We start from the raw sequence: 16,964 nt of genomic DNA on the forward strand, positions 1-16,964 counted from the left end.
GTCACAGTGGCGGCCACCCGGCGCCCGGTGTGCATGAGGTGTGGAGGAACTGCGCAGAGCGGGCAACGCGGATCGGGATCGGTCTCCCACGGTCGGGGTCAGCCCTCGGGGTCAACCACCGGCGGTCAGTCTCCCGCCGCGCCATTCGCCGCCCGCATATAGGCGTGGACGAGCTGCCGGTCGTCGTCCGCGCGGCGGGCGACGGCCAGGCGGCTGGGGCTGAGCCCCGGGACGGGGCGGGTGACCACGCCGCCCCGCATCAGCAGCGGCGCGTTGCCGTCCGCCAGCAGACACACGCCCTGACCGCCGACGAGGGCTTCGTAGGTCTCCTCGGAGCTGCTGACCTCCGCGCCGATGACCGGTTCGCGGCCGGCGCGGGCGTCCGTCGCGAGCCAGTAGTCGCGCAGCGGCCCGGCGCTCTTCGGCAGGGCGAGGAAGGGTTCGTCCAGCAGATCGGCGAAGTCGACGGTCACGTACCGGGCCAGCCGGTGGGTTTCGGGCAGTGCGACGTGGCGCGGCTCCTGGGCCACCACGGTCCAGCGGTAGCGCTCCGGCTCGGGCAGCGGCAGCCAGACGAAGGCCACATCGCTGGTGCCGTCGGCCAGCCCCGCGGTGGAGTCGTCCCAGCTGAACTGCCGTATCTTCAGCACGGCTTCGGGGTGCTCCGCGGTGACGCGCGACCGTATCGCGGGGAGCAGGCCGTCCCGCCCCGGGCTGGAGCTCATGCCGACCACCAGACCGGCCCGCTGCGCTGCCCTGACGGCCTCGACCGCCTTCCAGCCTGTCTGCCATTCGGCCAGCACCCGCTGTGCGTACGGCAGCAGGGCGGCCCCCGCACGAGTCAGCGCCACGCCCCGCCGGTCACGTTCGAAGAGGGAGACGCCGAGTGTCCGCTCCAGCATGCGGATCTGCTTGCTCAGTGCGGGCTGCGAGACGAACAGGCGCTCGGCTGCCCGGGTGAAGTGCAACTCCTCCGCCACCGTGACGAAGTACCGCAGCTCCCGACCGTGCACGTCCATAACCGTTGGCTATCACGGAAGGTCTTGGACGTGCGACGGAATTGTCGAGGAGTGTTGCTCACCGACGGCCCGCCGCACGACCGGAGTCGGGGCAGGGCCGGACATGGGACGAGACGACTCGTCGAGCCGGAACAGGCAGGAAACGGAGTGCAGATGAGCAGAGTGTGGCTGGTGACGGGCGCCAACAGCGGGTTCGGGCGGGCGATCACCGAGGCGGCCGTGGCCGCGGGTGACACCGTGGTGGCGGCGGTGCGCCGTCCCGCGTCGCTGGACGACCTCGTCGCCCAACACCCCGACCAGGTGGACCCGGTGCGCCTGGACGTCACCGACAGCGAGCAGGCAGCGGGAGTCGCCGCGGACGTACTGGCCCGGCACGGCCGGATCGACGTACTGGTCAACAACGCCGGACGCACCCACGTCGGCGCCCTGGAGGAGACCACCGACGACGAACTGCGCGCCCTGTTCGATGTGCACGTCTTCGGCCCCGCCGCCCTCGTCCGCGCCGTCCTGCCACACATGCGCGAACGCCGTACGGGCGCCATCGTGCAGCTCAGCAGCATGGGCGGCCAGTTGTCCTTCGCCGGGTTCGGGGCGTACAGCGGCACGAAGTTCGCGCTGGAGGGGATGTCGGAGGCGCTGGCGGACGAGGTGGCGCCGTACGGCATCAAGGTACTGATCGTCGAGCCCGGTTCGTTCCGTACCGGCCTGTTCAGCGCGGGTACCACCAGCGAGGAGACCGGGCCGTACGCGGACACCGTCGGCACCACCCGCCGCATGATCGAGTCCAGCGACGGCAAACAGCCCGGCGACCCGGCCAAGGCCGCCGCCGCCATCCTCACAGCGCTCGCCGCCGAGGAGACGCCGCTGCGCCTCCCGCTGGGCGACGATGCCGTGGACGCCGTGCTCGGCCATCTGGAGCGGGTCCGCACCGAGGTGGAGAGCTGGGAGACGGTTGCGCGCGATACGGCGATTGAGGGGTAGGGCGTCCGGTGAGGGAGCCCTGGCCGTCGGTTGCGGGCTGCGGGTTGGGTTGTGGTTGCTGGGGGCACTCCCCCAGCCTTCGGCCGGGGGTACCCCCACCCGGCCGGAGTCCCCCAGCCTCCGGCCGGGAGGTGCCCCCAGGGGAGCAGTTCCCCGCGCCCCCTACTGGGCGCGTCCCCCTCTGCTGAGGGCCTGGACCGGGTCGGGGGCGGAGGGGCCCTCGGGCCACCAATCGCGGGTGGACTCGGCGCCGGGTGAGGGCCCGTCGGTGGCGGCCCGGTACGGGTACCAGCGGCCGTCGCGTCCGTAACGGAGCTGGACGGGGCGGGTGGTGTGGGTGAGGTGGTTGCGGTGGATGGTCATCGCGATACCCAGCCCCGCCAGGGCGCTGCGCCCCCGGTCGAAGGCGCCCGCAGGCGGGTCCCAGACGGTTTCGAGTACGTCGAGCCCCGCGGGGCCGCCCTGCCGCCAGGCCGCGGCGGCACGGGCCAGCTCCAGCGCGTCCCGGCCCGCCGACCGCGCGAGGGCGGCGAAGAGCGAGGAGAGGCTGCGCCGCCCGGTCAGCTGTGGGTGGGTGGCGGCGAGACGGATGGTGTCGTGCCAGAGCGAGAGTTCGGGCAGCGGGTCGCCGCAGTCCTCGTCTCCCTCCTTGCCGTCCCCCTCGTCCAGCACCGCTGTCAGGGCGTGCCGGGCCCGGGTGGCCGCGTCGGTCGCCAGGAAGGTGAGGGCGTCGGCGCTGGGGGCGCCGGGCAGGTCGGGGAACGTGCCCGGCCCGCCCGGGTCCTCCGGCAGCGGCATCGGCTCGGGCAGCGGAGGCCGGACGGCGGAGGCGAACACCTCCCGCGCGGGCAGAGTGCTGCTCAACTGCCGCTGGGCAGCAGGAGACCGGCTCGGAGCCTGGGCAGGGGAAGACCGGCTCGGGTCCCGGGAAGAAGACCGGCTCAGGTCCTGGGCAGGGGAAGACCGACGCGCGGCCGGGAGAGCAGGCGCATCGCCCTCATCGCCCGGCGCACTCGCGCCCGGCGCACCCGCGTCCGCCCGCCACACGGCGCTCCTGCGCGCCACCTCCTCCCGTACGGTCTCCGCGTCCATGCCCCGCACCAGGAGCAGCGCCCAGGGGTCGGCGTCCAGCAGGCGTACGGTCTCGTAGCCGAGCGCCGCCGCGTGTTTGCACGGATGGCCCTGGTCGGGACAGCTGCACCCGGGGATGAGTTCACCCGCGTCGGGGAGGAGCCGCACGCCCGCCGACCGGGCCGTGGCCGCCACACTGCGCGGTATCTCCCCGTCCAACAGCGCCGCCGCCTCCACCGGCCGGGCCGCGACGGCGGCCAGGAAGGCGTCCCACTCCTCCTCCGGGAGCACGGGAAGCCGCCATACGGCGCGGTACGGGCGGGGACGGCTGCCGTGCACATACGCCGTGATGCGGCCAGGCCCGACCCGCACCGCGGACACTCCCCCGCCACCAGAACCGGCACCGGCCCGGGCCGACCGGCCCTGATCCGCGTACGCCCGCCCTCGCTCCAGCCGGGCCGGATCCCGCGCCGTCCCCTCCATCGCGCGCAGCCATGCTCCGCCCCAGCTCTCCGTCTCTCCCTCCGGGGCCCTCCCGGGAGCCTGTCCGCCGCTCATGACTGCCTCCGCAGCGCCACCAGGTCGGCCAGCTGCGCATCGGTCAGCTCCGTCAGCGCGGCCTCGCCGCCGCTCAGCACCGCGTCTGCCAACTGCTTCTTCGCCGCCAGCAGTTGGGCGATACGGTCCTCCACTGTGCCCTGCGTCAGCAGTCGGTGCACCTGCACGGGCTGGGTCTGGCCGATGCGGTAGGCGCGGTCGGTGGCCTGCTCCTCGACGGCCGGGTTCCACCAGCGGTCGTAGTGGACGACGTGCCCGGCGCGGGTCAGATTGAGGCCGGTGCCCGCCGCCTTGAGCGACAGCAGAAAGACGGGGACCTCACCGGACTGGAAGGCGTCCACCATCTCCTCCCGCCGCCCGACAGGCGTGCCCCCGTGCAGCAGCTGTGTCCCGATGCGGCGTTCGGCCAGGTGCGCCTGGAGCAGCCGCGCCATCTCCACGTACTGCGTGAACACCAGCACCGAGCCGCCCTCGGCCAGGATCGTGCCCAGCAGTTCGTCCAGCAGCCCGAGTTTGCCGGAGCGGCCGGGGAGCCGCCCGCCCGCTCCCTCGCGCAGATACTGCGCCGGATGGTTGCAGATCTGCTTGAGCGCGGTCAGCAGCTTCATCACCAGCCCGCGCCGCTCGATACCCTCGGCCGCCTCGATCCTGGCCAGGGTCTCGCGGACCACCGCCTCGTACAGCGACACCTGCTCCCTGCTGAGTTCGACCGTGTGATCGGTCTCCGTCTTCGGCGGCAGCTCGGGGACGATGCCGGGGTCGGACTTCTTACGGCGCAGCAGGAAGGGCCGCACCAGCCGCGCCAGCCGCTCCGTCGCCTCCGGGTCCTCGCCGCCCTCGACGGCACGGGCGTGCCGGGCGCGGAACGTCTTGAGCGGGCCGAGCAGCCCCGGCGTCGTCCAGTCGAGCAGCGCCCACAGCTCCGACAGGTTGTTCTCGACGGGCGTGCCGGTGAGAGCGACCCGGGCGGCGGCCGGGAGGGTGCGCAGGGCACGCGCTGTGGCGGAGTAGGCGTTCTTCACATGCTGTGCCTCGTCCGCGACGACCAGACCCCACTCGCGTGCGGCGAGTTGTTCCGCGCTGCTGCGGAGGGTGCCGTACGTCGTCAGGACGAACCCCGCGTCCCGCCCCTCCCCCGACGCCGGCCCGGCACCGGCGCCGTCACCGTCCAGCCCTTCCAGGGTGCGCCCGGGCCCGTGGAAGCGGCGTACGGGAACGTCGGGCGCGAACCGCGCCACCTCCCGCTGCCAGTTGCCCAGCAGCGACGCCGGACAGACCACCAGCGTCGGCGCCGTCCCGCCCTGCTCGGCGCGGCGCAGGTGGAGCGCAATGAGCGTGACCGTCTTGCCCAGCCCCATGTCGTCGGCGAGGCAGCCGCCCAGCCCGAGCGAGGTCATCGACTCCAGCCAGGCGAGCCCTTGCCGCTGGTAGCCGCGCAGCCGGGCCCGCAGTTGGGCAGGCGGGTCCACGCACTCGGCGGCCGACTCCGCGCCGCCTCTGAGTCTGTCCCGGAGCGCCGCCAGCGCGCCCTCCGGCACCGCCTCGACCCGCTCGCCGTCCACCTCGGCCTCGCCCGAGAGGGCCGCGGCCAGCGCGTCGCCGGGTGAGAGCAACCCCAGATGCCGTTTGCGTGCCTTGCGCACCAGCTCCGGGTCGACGAGCACCCACTGGTCGCGCAGCCGCACCAGCGGACGGTGCGCCTCCGCCAGCTCGTCCATCTCGCCCTCGGTGAGCGGTTCCCCGTCGAGCGCCACCTGCCAGCGGAATTCCAGCAGTTGCTGCTCCTTGAAGAACCCGAACCCGTCGGCTGCCGAGCCGGGCGCCTGCGGGCCCGCCCGCACCACCGCCGTCGCGCTCAGCAGACTGCGGGCGAGCGCGCGCGGCCAGTGGACCGCCACGTCCGCGGCGGCGAGCTCACGGGCCGTACGCCCCAGCAGGTCGTTCAGCTCCTCCTCGGTCAGCGGGAGCACATCGGGCGTGGGCCGCTCCAGCAGCCGGCCGAGCGGTGGCCAGACGCGCGCGGCGCGGCGGATGGCCAGCACGGTGTCCACCCGGGCGCGCGGCCCCAGATACTCCGCCTCTCCTCGCCAGAGCGCCGCCACGTCCGCGACCAGCGTCGCGTCCACGACGCTGGTCGCTTGCACGACCGCCGCGGCGACATACGGCTCCGGGGACACCGATCCGTGGTGGCTTTGCGGGCCGCCGTCCTGGCTGTTCCTTCCGTTCTCCTGCTCCGGGTCCTGGTTGTCCCTTCCGTGCTCCTCCTGCTCCGTTTCCGGGCCGCCGTCGAAGATCCGGTCCGCCGACAGATCGAGCCGGAGGGAGATCCGGATCCCGGCCTCCGTCCCCGCCGCCACCTCGGCCGCCCACTCCCGCAGCCGGGGATACCGCTCGGAGAGCCGCTGCGGCTCCCGCCCCGCGAACGCCGGTCCCGTGGCAGCGGGACCGGCGGGCGTACGGGGCAGCACATCGGCGACCGCGTCCAGGAACGCCCGTACGAGCCCCTCCGGCTCGGGCACCCTGATTCGGCCGCCGGCCGGCCGGCGTCCAGGCCCGACCTGGGCCGATGCCCCCGGTGGGGCAGCCGCCACCCGGCCGGACCGGGACGGGGCGGGCCCAGGAGAACCGGCCTCCGGCAGGCCGGACCAGGACGGAGCGGGCCCGGGAGAACCGCCCTCCGGCAGGACCAGCGCCGCATGAGCCTCCGGCAGGCCGCCCTCCGGCTGGACCGGCACCGCATGGGCCTCCGGCGGCATCGCGGCGGCCACCGCGCTCAGGTGCGCCACATCCTCCGCGTCCAGCGGACCGGCCCGCCACACATCCGTGTCCCCCTCACCCAGCCCCGGCATCAGCCGCCCCCGGGCGACCAGCCGGAGTCCGTGCAACGCGGCCGCGCCCCAGCAGGCGGCGGCCGGGTGCGCACGCCCATCCGTCCGCGCCCTCATCAGGACCGGCAGCGCCTCCCGCACCGGCAGCCAGCGCGCCGCCACCACCCGCTGCCGCACGCCCTTCCCGTGCGGCCGCACCACGGCCAGCTCTCCCGGCTCGCCCACCTCGGGCAGCTCGCCCTCGTCGTCCCGCCAGAACGCCACCCGCCCGTTCCGGGGCACCTCCCCCGGCAGAAACACCGCGGCACACCGCAGGAGGTCCGCACCGCTCCCCTGCCCCATACGCGCCACCGCTTCCCGCACACCTGACTGCAACCTCGCCGGCGAGTCTAGGAGCGGCCACTGACAATCCCCGTGCTGATCAAGGGGCGTGCTGGTCAGCCCCTTGATCAGCTCCGGCCGGCGCGGGCCGGGTCCGGGTCAGCCCAGGTTGATGCCGCCGTGGATGTCGCGGGCCTGGATGACGGGGCCGTTCACGGTGGCGGAGCCGGACACCGTGTTGTGCACCTCGGAGTGCTCGGCGCGCAGCGCGGGGGCGTGCCGTTCGGCCCAGCCGCGCAGCAGCGCTGCGAACTCCTCGTCGGCACGGGCCTGCTCGCCGAGCCAGCCGGTCAGTACGCGTACCTGCTCGCTGTCGGCCGGATCGACGGCGGTCAGCCGCTCCTCGTCCGCTTCGACGTCGCGGCGGCCGCCCACGCGCCGTACGAGTGACAGCAGGGACTGCCAGGCGGACTGCCCGGCCGCGCTGGCGGCACCGCCGGCAGCGGCAGAGGCGGCAGTGGAGGCGAGGGTGAGGGCAGCTGCAACGTCCATACGTCATACGGTAATTCGCCCCCGGACGGCGCCGCCAGGCCGCACCCGGTTGTACCGTTTCCGGAAACGGGGGGTGCCGATGAACGGGGACAGCAGCACCACGCCGCCCGCGCCGCGGACCGGCTCGCTCGGCGCCGCCGCGTACCGCCGTATGTCGGCGTGCGAGATCGCCGACGGGGTGGCGACGGGCCGGCTGACGGCACACGAGGTGACGCGGGCAGCATTCGCCCGGATCGCGGAAGTCGACGAATCGATACGGGCGTTCACCGAGGTGTGGCCCGCGCGGGCCGCGGCGCACGCAGCCGATGTGGACCGAGCCGTCCGGGCGGGCGACCGGCTGCCGCTCGCCGGGGTGCCGCTGGCGGTGAAGGCCACCCAGCGCCTCTCGTCACGGCAGGTGGCACGGCTGGTGGCGGCGGGCTGCGTACCCGTCGGCAGCACTGCCACGCCCGGCACCGGCACCGGATGGCAGACCTGGGGCGCCACCGACCGTGGTCCCACCCGCAACCCCCACAACCCCGACCGGAGCCCAGGGGGCTCGTCGGCCGGATCGGCCGCCGCGGTCGCGGCGGGGATGGTGCCGCTCGCCACCGGGAGCGACGGCGCGGGCTCCATACGTATCCCGGCGGCATGGTGTGCCGTCCTCGGTCTGAAGACGACCGGCGGATTGCTGCCCGTACCGGGCCGGTCAGGCGATCGCGCCCGGCGGAGCGTGCCGGGTCCACTGGCCCGTACGGCTGCCGATGCCGCCGCCTGCCTCTCCGCGCTCACCGGCACGCCGGTCCTCTCCCCGCTCTCGCCTCCGGCCGGTCCTGTGCGGACGGCCTGGTCTGCCACGCTGGGCTTCGCGGACACGCAGCAGCCGGTCGCCAGGACGGCGCGTACGTTTCTGGACGCCCTGGTCCGGGCGGACGTCCTCGCCCCACGTGCCGTGTCCGTACGGTTGCCGGACCCCGCGGACTGCTGGCGGGCTCTCCGTACCGATCCCGACGGCGCGACAGGCCACGGGCCGACGGCGCGCGCAGTCGCCGCCCTCACCGCCGAACTGGACCGTGTCTTCGCCGAGGTGGATCTCATCGCCACCCCGACCACCCCCAACCCACCGCACGGCCACGACGGACCGGGAGAGACCATGAGCGTCGCCCTCACCTGGGCGTTCAACATCACCGGACACCCGGCGATCAGCCTCCCCGCCGGGTGGACCGCCGCAGGTGAGCCGGTGGGGCTGCAACTCGTCGCCCCGCACGGCCGGGAAGCCGACCTCCTCGCCGTCGCGGCAGCAGCCGAGGCGTCGGCAGCCAAGCCGGCCGAGACAGCCGGGGCGCGCTGATGGCCGCCGGCGAGTCGTGCCGCCCGCTGCTCATGCTGGATGTCGACGGTCCGCTCAACCCGTTCGCCGCGCGCTGGCCACGCCGCCCGCGCGGCTATCGCACCCATCGGATGCTGCCGGCCAGCTATGTGGCGCGGCGGGAAGCAGCGGGGCGGGACTCGCGGCCGCTGCGCGTACGGCTGAACGCCGCCCATGGCGAGCGGCTGCTGGGGCTGGGGTACGACCTCGTGTGGGCGACCGCCTGGGGCACCGAGGCCAACGAGTACATCGGGCCACTGCTGGGGCTGCCGCGGCTGCCGGTGATCGAGTGGGGGGACGAGATCGTGCCGGAGCTGGACGGGCTGCTGTTCAAGACACGGCACGTGGTGGCATGGGCGGCCGGGCGGCCGTTCGCGTGGGTGGACGACGCGCTGACGGCGAGGGAGCGCCGGTTCGTCGGCGCCCACCACCCCGGTCCCGCCCTCCTCCACCATGTGGACCCTCGGCGGGGGCTGCGCGAGGACGACTTCACCGCGCTGGCCCGCTGGGCCGAGGAATACCCGAACGAGTAGCCACCGCAGGCCCTCATCAGGGCCTCGCGGTCAGTTACCGAGGTCCGTCGCACCGGGCTCCGGCGGCTCGAAACTGTCGAACCCCGCAGCCTCCACGAAGTCCGGCCGCGGGTTGAGCGCGGCGGCGAGCTTGAAGTGCGCACGAGCCTCGTCGTCCCGGGACGCCCGCTGGAGCGTACGGGCCAGCGCGAAGTGCGCGAACGCGTTGTCGGGCTCTCGCTCCAGCACCCACTGGAACTCCTGCTCGGCGGAGTGGAGCCGGGCCTCCAGGAAGTACGCACGCGCGCGCAGCAGCCGGGCGCCCCGGTGCTCGGGGTGCTCTTCGATCACGTTGTCCAGAAGGTTGACCGCACCGCGCGGATCGCGCGCCTCCAGCAGCTGCTCCGCAGCGCGGAACTGGATGAGGTTCGTCTCGGGGCTCGTCACAACACTGCCCTTCCTTCGGCTTCCGCCTCGGCACAACGTCGCGCTGCCCGTGACCATTCCCAGGGGCGCTCCGGCCGGGGCTGGGGAGCATATGCCCCGCGCCCAGGAGCAGCGAACGAAAATCAGCCACCGCAAACCCAAGACGCACCCGCGTCGGCCACGCGGCCGGGCCTCAGCCGTGCAGTTCTTCCCAGACCTCGCGCACCCGGGGGGCCAGCTTCTCCAGCGGGCCGTTGTTGTCGATCACGATGTCGGCGACCGCCAGCCGCTCCTCGCGGCTGGCCTGCGCGGCCATCCGGGCCCGCGCCTCGTCCTCGGCCATACCGCGCAGCCGCACCAGCCGGTCGAGCCGGGTCTCGGGGGCTGCGTCCACGACGACGACCTTGTCGTAGAGCGGGGCGAGCCCGTTCTCCACCAGCAGCGGCACGTCATGAACGACGACCGCGTCCTCGTCGGCCTCCCGGGCGGCCCGCTCCAGCTCAGCGGAGCGCTCGCCCACCAGCGGGTGGACGATCGCGTTCAGCGCGGCCAGCCGCTCGGGGTCGGCGAAGACGAGGGAGCCGAGCCGCGGCCGGTCGAGACTGCCGTCCGGCGCCAGGATCTCCTCGCCGAACTCGGCCACGACCGCCGCCAGCCCGGGCGTACCCGGCTCCACGACCTCCCGCGCGATCCGGTCCGCGTCGACGATGACCGCTCCGCACTCGGCGAACAGCCGCGACACCTCGCTCTTGCCCGAGCCGATCCCGCCTGTCAGACCCACCTTCACCATGCGGCACACGCTATCCGCTGCCGACGCGGCGCCCTCAGTCCGGTTGCCCGCCCTCGGAGCCGGGGCCCTGCTGGCTCTCCCGGTCGGCGAGGAACTGCTCGAAGACGGCGCCGAGCTCCTCGGCGGAGGGCAGCTCGTTGGGTTCGGCCACCAGGTTCCCGCGGGTCTCGGCGCCCGCCACCGCGTCGTACTGCTGCTCAAGGCCGCGGACGACCGACACCAGCTCCTCGTCGCCCTCCGCCAGTTGCCGCTCGATCTCGTTCTGCGTCCGCAGCGCCTCCGTACGCAGCGCGTGCGCGACCTCCGGAAGGACCAGGCCCGTCGCGGAGGTGATCGCCTCGATGACGACCAACGCGGCGTCGGGGTATGTGGACCGTGCGATGTAGTGCGGCACGTGGGCGACGACGCCGAGCACGTCATGGCCGCTCTCGGCCAGCCGCAGCTCGGTCAGCGCCGACGCGCTGCCGGGGACCTGCGCCTCCTCGAAGACGGACCGCTGGGCCGGCACCAGGTCGGTACGGTTGCCGTGCGGGGTGAGGCCCACGGGGCGGGTGTGGGGGACGCCCATCGGGATGCCGTGGAAGGTGACGGACAGCCGGGCCCGCACCCGCTCCACGATCTCGCCGACCGCCGCCGTGAAGCCCTCCCACTCGTTGTCCGGCTCCGGACCCGACAGCAGCAGGAACGGCGTGTCCGTCGCGTCCCGCATCAGCCGCAGCTCCAGCCGGGGCGTCTCGTACGACACCCAGCGGTCACGCCGGAACGTCATCATCGGGCGGCGCGCCCGGTAGTCGAGCAGCCGGTCGACGTCGAAGCGGGCCACGGTGAGATACGGCTGGGTGTCCAGCAGCCGCTCCACGATCTGGTCGCCGGTGTCACCGGCGTCCATGAAGCCCTCGAAGTGGTACAGCATCACCAGTCCGGCGCTGTCCGGTTCCCCGATGATCGCGTCGACGGCGTCGAGTCCGGCCTGATCCCACGCGTACAGAGTTTCCCGCTTCTGTGCCATGTCCTTCCCAACGCCGCTGCGCCATAAGGCATTCCCTGCCACGCTTCTTCGTGGCCGGGGTGGTGTGGGCGGCGGCACCGGGACCCGAAAAGGGGCGAGGCCCGCACCCCCGGTGGGGGTGCGGGCCTCGTTTTCGGCTTACGCCTCGCGGCGAGCGACTAGCTCTGGCCGCCGGCCAGCTTCTCGCGGAGCGCGGCAAGCGCCTCGTCGGACGCCAGCGCGCCCGAGTCCTCCTCCGAACCCTCGGACGAGTACGAGCCGCCGCCACCCTGGCCGCCGCCACCGCCGCCCTGCGGGGCACCGGCGCCGCCGCCGGTGGCACCCTCGGCCGCCGCCTGCTCGTCGGCCTCGCGGGACTTGATGACCTGCGCCTGGTGCTGCTCGAAGCGAGCCTGCGCCTCGGCGTACTGGCGCTCCCACTCCTCGCGCTGCTTCTCGTAACCCGGCAGCCAGTCGTTGGCCTCCGGGTCGAAGCCCTCGGGGTAGATGTAGTTGCCCTGGTCGTCGTAGGACGCGGCCATGCCGTAGAGCGTCGGGTCGAACTCGACCGCGGTCGGGTCCGCACCGAAGGACTCGTTGGCCTGCTTCAGCGAGAGGCTGATGCGGCGGCGCTCCAGGTCGATGTCGATGACCTTGACGAAGATCTCGTCGTTGACCTGGACGACCTGCTCCGGGATCTCCACGTGGCGCTCGGCCAGCTCGGAGATGTGGACCAGGCCCTCGATGCCCTCGTCGACGCGGACGAACGCACCGAACGGCACCAGCTTGGTGACCTTGCCGGGAACGACCTGGCCGATCTGGTGGGTCCGGGCGAACTGCTGCCACGGGTCTTCCTGGGTCGCCTTGAGCGACAGGGAGACGCGCTCGCGGTCCATGTCGACGTCCAGGACCTCGACCGTGACCTCCTGGCCGACCTCGACGACCTCGGACGGGTGGTCGATGTGCTTCCAGGACAGCTCGGAGACGTGAACCAGACCATCGACGCCACCCAGGTCCACGAAGGCACCGAAGTTGACGATGGAGGAGACGACGCCGGAGCGCACCTGGCCCTTCTGGAGGGTGGTGAGGAAGGTCTGGCGGACCTCGCTCTGGGTCTGCTCCAGCCAGGCGCGGCGGGAGAGAACCACGTTGTTGCGGTTCTTGTCCAGCTCGATGATCTTGGCTTCGAGCTCCTTGCCGACGTAGGGCTGGAGGTCGCGGACACGGCGCATCTCGACCAGGGAGGCCGGGAGGAAGCCGCGCAGGCCGATGTCGAGGATGAGGCCGCCCTTGACGACCTCGATGACGGTACCGGTGACGATGCCGTCCTCTTCCTTGATCTTCTCGATGGTGCCCCAGGCACGCTCGTACTGGGCGCGCTTCTTCGAGAGGATCAGGCGCCCTTCCTTGTCCTCCTTCTGGAGAACCAGGGCCTCGATCTCGTCACCGACGGCGACGACCTCGTTGGGGTCGACGTCGTGCTTGATCGACAGCTCTCGGGAAGGGATGACACCTTCGGTCTTGTAACCGATGTCGAGCAGGACCTCGTCCCGGTCGACCTTCACGATGACGCCGTCGACGATGTCGCCGTCGTTGAAGTACTTGATCGTCTCGTCGATCGCGGCGAGGAAGGCTTCCTCGGAACCGATGTCGTTGACCGCAACCTGCGGAGTGGTGGCGGAAGTCTCGGTGCTGCTCGTCATGTGGGAAAGGGTCTCCGGTACGGACATGAAGTCGTAGGTACTGCTACGCCGAGGACCCTTTGATCGCACCACACATGCAAGTCAGCCGGAGAGCCAGGAAAGCCGGGAACCCGAGGGGACATACAGCCGATGCGAGCGCGGCCTGCTCCGTCCGAGGCACGCAGGCCCGCAGCGCAACTTGTAGCATACGGGGGCCGCTGGGCATGGTCAATGCGCGAAAGAGCACACCTGGGATGCAACACCCCATACCCGGCAGAACTCGCCGCTCCCCACAGTCAGATGGCCCTCCACAGGGGGACCTCCCGATCGACCGAGAGTACGGCTACTGGCGCAATGGAACAAAAGCACGACGTCGGCGGGGGTGTCCACCCCCTGACACACAGTGATCATGACGGCCGGCCCGAGGGGCCCGGCGTGTCGGACGTTCTCACCACCCCCGCCACCTCGCAGGACGGCGCCGACGACGCCGAGGCCCTGCGGCGGCCGGCCGGTGGCCGGGAGAGCAGCCGGGCCAGTCGCGGCTGGTGGGACCGGAACGCGGACGAGTACCAGAACGACCACGGCGACTTCCTCGGCGACGCGCGCTTCGTCTGGGGCCCCGAGGGCCTGGACGAGGCCACGGCGGGACTGCTCGGACCGGCGGAGCAGCTGCGCGGGCTGGACGTACTGGAGGTGGGCGCCGGCGCGGCGCAGTGCTCCCGGTGGCTGGCCGCACAGGGCGCGCGGCCCGTCGCCCTCGACCTTTCGCACCGGCAGCTCCAGCACGCGCTGCGGATCGGTGACGGACAGGGCGGCGAGTTGGGGTTCCCGCTGGTGGAGGCGGACGCGAGGGCGCTGCCGTTCGCGGACGGGTCCTTCGATCTCGCCTGTTCGGCGTACGGCGCGGTCCCGTTCGTGGCCGACCCCGAACGGGTGTTCGCGGAGGTGGCGCGGGTGCTGCGCCCAGGGGGGCGGTGGGTCTTCTCGCTGACCCACCCACTGCGGTGGACCCTCGCTGACGAGCCCGGTATCGAGGGGCTGACCGTCCTGGCCTCCTACTTCGACCGCACGCCGTACGTGGAGCAGGACGCCGCGGGGCGGACGGTGTACGTGGAGCACCACCGGACGCTGGGGGACCGGGTGCGGGAGCTGGTCGGCGCGGGGTTCCGGCTGGACGATCTCGTCGAGCCGGAGTGGCCCGCATGGAACCAGCAGGTGTGGGGCGGCTGGTCGCCCCTGCGGGGCCGGCTGGTGCCGGGAACCGCCATTTTCGTGTGCACGCGCGCGTGAGCACCCGACAGGAGCATTTCCGGTGCGCCATGACGACCAGCTGAACCAGCTCCCCATAGCCGAGGCCGTCCCCCGGGTGCGCGAAGCGCTCACCGCGTGCGGGGCGGCCGTCGTGCACGCCCCGCCGGGCACCGGCAAGACGACGCTGCTGCCGTTGGCGCTGGCCGGGCTGCTGGCCGACGGTGCCCCCTCACCCACCGTCCTGGTGGCCGAGCCGCGCCGGATGGCGGCACGGTCGGCGGCGCGTCGGATGGCGTGGCTGCTGGGCGAGAAGCCGGGTGAGAGCGTCGGCTTCACGGTGCGGGGCGAGCGCCGCGTCGGCGCCCGTACCCGCGTGGAGGTCGTCACGACGGGCGTACTGCTGCAACGCCTCCAGCGGGACCAGGAGCTGTCCGGCGTGGACCTCGTGCTGATGGACGAGTGTCATGAGCGCCATCTGGACGCCGATACGGCGCTGGCGTTCCTGCTGGACGTACGCGCCACGCTCCGCCCGGAGCTGCAGCTGATCGCCGCGTCGGCGACGCAGGACAGCGAGGCGTGGGCGCGGCTGCTGTCCGCGCGAGTCGTACACGGACGGGGGACGAGCCACCCGGTGGACGTACGGTACGCGCCGCCGCCCGCGGGGGTGCGGCCGCCGCACGGGATGTGGGTGGACCCCGCACTGCTGCGCCATGTGGCGGCGACCGTGCGGCAGGCGCTGTCGGCGGTGCCGGAGGGTGACGTGCTCTGTTTCCTTCCGGGCGTCGGCGAGATCGGCAAGGTCGCGGCCCTGCTGTCCGACGTACACGCGCGCGTACTGCCGCTGCACGGGCGGGCGCCGGCGCAGCTGCAGGACGACGTGCTCAGCGGCGGCCCGGGCGGCGAGCGGCGGGTGATCCTCTCGACGGCGGTGGCCGAGTCGAGCCTGACGGTGCCGGGCGTGCGGGTGGTGGTGGACGCGGGGCTGGCCCGCGAACCCCGTACCGACCACGCGCGCGGTCTCGGCTCGCTCACCACGGTGCGGGTCTCCCGCGCGGCGGCCGAGCAGCGGCGGGGCAGGGCGGGCCGCGAGGCGCCCGGAGTGGCGTACGCGTGCTGGGCGCAGGCGGAGGAGGCGGGACGGCCGCGGGAGCCGTCGCCCGAGATCGCGGTTGCCGATCTGACGGCGTTCGCGTTGCAGGTCGCTTGTTGGGGCGATCCGGACGCCGCGCAGCTCGCGCTGCTCGACGCACCGCCGCCGGGTGCGATGAGCGCGGCGCGGCGGACGCTGGGCGCGGTCGGCGCGCTGGACGAGGCGGGCCGGGTGACGCGGCGGGGGCAGCGGATGGCCCGGCTGGGTGTGCATCCGCGACTCGCCCGCGCACTGCTGGACGGCGCCACGGCAGTGGGCAGCGAGCTGGCGGCCGAGACGGTGGCGCTGCTGAGCGAGGAGCCGCCGCGTTCCTACGGCGACGACGCGGCAGCGGCCCTGCGGCGCGCCCGCGCGGCGCGGCGGGACGATCCGTACGGGACACGCTGGGCCGCCGAGGTGCGGCGACTGCGGTCGCTGCTGGGTGAGGAGAGGGTGCGGCCGGGCGGGGTCACCGACGAGCAGGGGGTCGGGACGGTGGTCGCGCTCGCCCAGCCGGAACGCGTGGCGCGGGCGCAGAGCGGGACGTCGTATCTGATGGTCGGCGGCACCCGCGCCGAGACGGCCCCGGACAGTCCGCTGCGCGGCACTGACTGGCTGGCCGTCGCCGTGGCGGACCGGCCCGTGGGTGCTGCCTCGGCCCGGGTGCGGCTGGCGGCGCCGGTCGACGCGGAGACGGCGCTCGCGGCGGCGGGCGCGCTGTACGGCGTACGCGAGGAGGTGCGCTGGGACACGGGACAGGGCGCGCAGGGCGGGCGCGGTGATGTCGTGGCGCGCGAGGCGGAGTCCCTGGGCGCGGTGCGGCTGTCGGTACGTCCGCTGCCGGATCCGCCGGCCGAGGCGCTGCGGGAGGCCGCGCTGGAAGGGCTGCGGCAGCACGGGACGGGGCTGCTGCGCTGGTCGGAGAGCGCGGTGGCACTGCGGCGCAGGCTCGGCTTCCTCCACCGGACGCTGGGTGCGCCCTGGCCGGACGTCTGTGACGAGGCACTGCTGGAGCGGGCCGACGAGTGGCTGGGCCAGGTGCGGTCCCGGGCCGACCTCGCCCGGGTGGACGCCGCCGGTGTGCTGTCGGGGATGCTGCCATGGGCCTCCGGTGAGGCGGCGCGGCTGGACGAGCTGGCGCCGGAGCGGATCGAGGTGCCGTCGGGTTCGCGGATCCGGGTCGACTACGAGCCGGAGCAGCCGGTGCTGGCCGTGAAGCTCCAGGAGATGTTCGGGGCCAGGGAGACACCGCGGGTGGCGGACGGGAGGGTGCCGCTGCTCGTGCACCTGCTCTCCCCTGCGGGGCGCCCTGCCGCTGTGACCGCGGATCTCGCGTCCTTCTGGGCGGAGGGCTACCGGGGTGTGCGGGCGGAGTTGCGGGGGCGGTACCCCAAGCATCCGTGGCCGGAGGACCCCGCTACGGCGGAGCCCACTCGGCACACCAGGGCCTCCCGAGGGCGGGGCTGTAACTAGGGCTTCGCCCTCCCGGGGTCTGGTGAGGGGCTGCC

Annotated in this window: 13 protein-coding genes; 5 read left to right on the forward strand and 8 right to left on the reverse strand. The window is 73.5% G+C overall.

The genetic code is table 11. The features are described from left to right. Positions 1-125 precede the first annotated feature (125 nt). On the reverse strand, positions 126-1,019 hold the full coding sequence (locus ACQEU8_RS26120; RefSeq protein WP_433105183.1) for a LysR family transcriptional regulator: 894 nt from the start codon (positions 1,017-1,019) through the stop codon (positions 126-128). 153 nt (positions 1,020-1,172) lie between these two features. On the opposite strand from ACQEU8_RS26120, the gene ACQEU8_RS26125 reads away from it, so the two are divergent. Then, positions 1,173-2,000: an oxidoreductase gene (locus ACQEU8_RS26125; RefSeq protein WP_433105185.1), complete on the forward strand. Its 828-nt coding sequence runs from the start codon at positions 1,173-1,175 to the stop codon at positions 1,998-2,000. A gap of 162 nt (positions 2,001-2,162) precedes the next feature. Here ACQEU8_RS26125 and ACQEU8_RS26130 read toward each other — a convergent pair whose 3' ends face one another. The 3 genes from ACQEU8_RS26130 to ACQEU8_RS26140 all read right to left on the reverse strand — a co-directional run bounded on the left by ACQEU8_RS26130 (position 2,163) and on the right by ACQEU8_RS26140 (position 7,330). Continuing rightward, positions 2,163-3,629 carry an SWIM zinc finger family protein gene (locus ACQEU8_RS26130; protein WP_433105187.1) on the reverse strand — a complete coding sequence of 489 codons (1,467 nt, stop codon included), beginning with the start codon at positions 3,627-3,629 and terminating at the stop codon, positions 2,163-2,165. Continuing rightward, positions 3,626-6,799 (reverse strand): SNF2-related protein, encoded by a 3,174-nt coding sequence (locus ACQEU8_RS26135; RefSeq protein WP_433105189.1) that lies wholly within the window; start codon positions 6,797-6,799, stop codon positions 3,626-3,628. Before ACQEU8_RS26135 ends, ACQEU8_RS26130 begins: the two co-directional genes overlap by 4 nt. Before the next feature lie 138 nt (positions 6,800-6,937). Beyond that, complete coding sequence (locus tag ACQEU8_RS26140; protein WP_433105191.1) at positions 6,938-7,330, reverse strand: hypothetical protein; 393 nt, start codon at positions 7,328-7,330, stop codon at positions 6,938-6,940. Between the two features lie 79 nt (positions 7,331-7,409). On the opposite strand from ACQEU8_RS26140, the gene ACQEU8_RS26145 reads away from it, so the two are divergent. Continuing rightward, entirely contained in the window at positions 7,410-8,660 is a 1,251-nt protein-coding gene (locus ACQEU8_RS26145) for an amidase family protein (protein ID WP_433105193.1), read from the forward strand. Further along, positions 8,660-9,211, forward strand: coding sequence for a hypothetical protein (locus ACQEU8_RS26150; RefSeq protein ID WP_433105195.1), 552 nt, complete (start codon positions 8,660-8,662; stop codon positions 9,209-9,211). The genes ACQEU8_RS26145 and ACQEU8_RS26150 overlap by 1 nt, the downstream gene beginning before the upstream one ends. A 30-nt stretch (positions 9,212-9,241) precedes the next feature. Here ACQEU8_RS26150 and ACQEU8_RS26155 read toward each other — a convergent pair whose 3' ends face one another. The 4 genes from ACQEU8_RS26155 to rpsA all read right to left on the reverse strand — a co-directional run bounded on the left by ACQEU8_RS26155 (position 9,242) and on the right by rpsA (position 13,097). Beyond that, on the reverse strand, positions 9,242-9,637 hold the full coding sequence (locus ACQEU8_RS26155) for a tetratricopeptide repeat protein (protein WP_433105197.1): 396 nt from the start codon (positions 9,635-9,637) through the stop codon (positions 9,242-9,244). A 172-nt stretch (positions 9,638-9,809) separates the two neighbouring features. After that, positions 9,810-10,406, reverse strand: a complete 597-nt coding sequence (gene coaE, locus ACQEU8_RS26160) for a dephospho-CoA kinase (RefSeq protein ID WP_433105199.1) — start codon at positions 10,404-10,406, stop codon at positions 9,810-9,812. Between the two features lie 34 nt (positions 10,407-10,440). Continuing rightward, complete coding sequence (locus ACQEU8_RS26165) at positions 10,441-11,415, reverse strand: proteasome assembly chaperone family protein (RefSeq protein WP_433105201.1); 975 nt, start codon at positions 11,413-11,415, stop codon at positions 10,441-10,443. A 158-nt stretch (positions 11,416-11,573) separates the two neighbouring features. After that, entirely contained in the window at positions 11,574-13,097 is a 1,524-nt protein-coding gene (rpsA, locus tag ACQEU8_RS26170; RefSeq protein ID WP_433105203.1) for a 30S ribosomal protein S1, read from the reverse strand. Between the two features lie 333 nt (positions 13,098-13,430). Here rpsA and ACQEU8_RS26175 point away from each other — a divergent pair, with 333 nt between their 5' ends. Then, positions 13,431-14,366 carry a class I SAM-dependent methyltransferase gene (locus ACQEU8_RS26175; protein WP_433105205.1) on the forward strand — a complete coding sequence of 312 codons (936 nt, stop codon included), beginning with the start codon at positions 13,431-13,433 and terminating at the stop codon, positions 14,364-14,366. A 22-nt stretch (positions 14,367-14,388) separates the two neighbouring features. Continuing rightward, positions 14,389-16,929: an ATP-dependent helicase HrpB gene (hrpB, locus tag ACQEU8_RS26180; RefSeq protein ID WP_433105207.1), complete on the forward strand. Its 2,541-nt coding sequence runs from the start codon at positions 14,389-14,391 to the stop codon at positions 16,927-16,929. Positions 16,930-16,964 lie beyond the last annotated feature (35 nt).

The organism is Streptomyces sp. CA-250714, assembly GCF_050936705.1.
Taxonomy (GTDB): domain Bacteria; phylum Actinomycetota; class Actinomycetes; order Streptomycetales; family Streptomycetaceae; genus Streptomyces.

Bases quoted from the DNA above. Each gene is read 5' to 3' on its own strand.
- ACQEU8_RS26120 (WP_433105183.1), bottom strand. From the start codon at position 1,019: ATGGACGTGCACGGTCGGGAGCTGCGGTACTTCGTCACGGTGGCGGAG.
- ACQEU8_RS26125 (WP_433105185.1), top strand. From the start codon at position 1,173: ATGAGCAGAGTGTGGCTGGTGACGGGCGCCAACAGCGGGTTCGGGCGG.
- ACQEU8_RS26130 (WP_433105187.1), bottom strand. From the start codon at position 3,629: ATGAGCGGCGGACAGGCTCCCGGGAGGGCCCCGGAGGGAGAGACGGAG.
- ACQEU8_RS26135 (WP_433105189.1), bottom strand. From the start codon at position 6,799: ATGGGGCAGGGGAGCGGTGCGGACCTCCTGCGGTGTGCCGCGGTGTTT.
- ACQEU8_RS26140 (WP_433105191.1), bottom strand. From the start codon at position 7,330: ATGGACGTTGCAGCTGCCCTCACCCTCGCCTCCACTGCCGCCTCTGCC.
- ACQEU8_RS26145 (WP_433105193.1), top strand. From the start codon at position 7,410: ATGAACGGGGACAGCAGCACCACGCCGCCCGCGCCGCGGACCGGCTCG.
- ACQEU8_RS26150 (WP_433105195.1), top strand. From the start codon at position 8,660: ATGGCCGCCGGCGAGTCGTGCCGCCCGCTGCTCATGCTGGATGTCGAC.
- coaE (WP_433105199.1), bottom strand. From the start codon at position 10,406: ATGGTGAAGGTGGGTCTGACAGGCGGGATCGGCTCGGGCAAGAGCGAG.
- ACQEU8_RS26165 (WP_433105201.1), bottom strand. From the start codon at position 11,415: ATGGCACAGAAGCGGGAAACTCTGTACGCGTGGGATCAGGCCGGACTC.
- rpsA (WP_433105203.1), bottom strand. From the start codon at position 13,097: ATGACGAGCAGCACCGAGACTTCCGCCACCACTCCGCAGGTTGCGGTC.
- ACQEU8_RS26175 (WP_433105205.1), top strand. From the start codon at position 13,431: ATGGAACAAAAGCACGACGTCGGCGGGGGTGTCCACCCCCTGACACAC.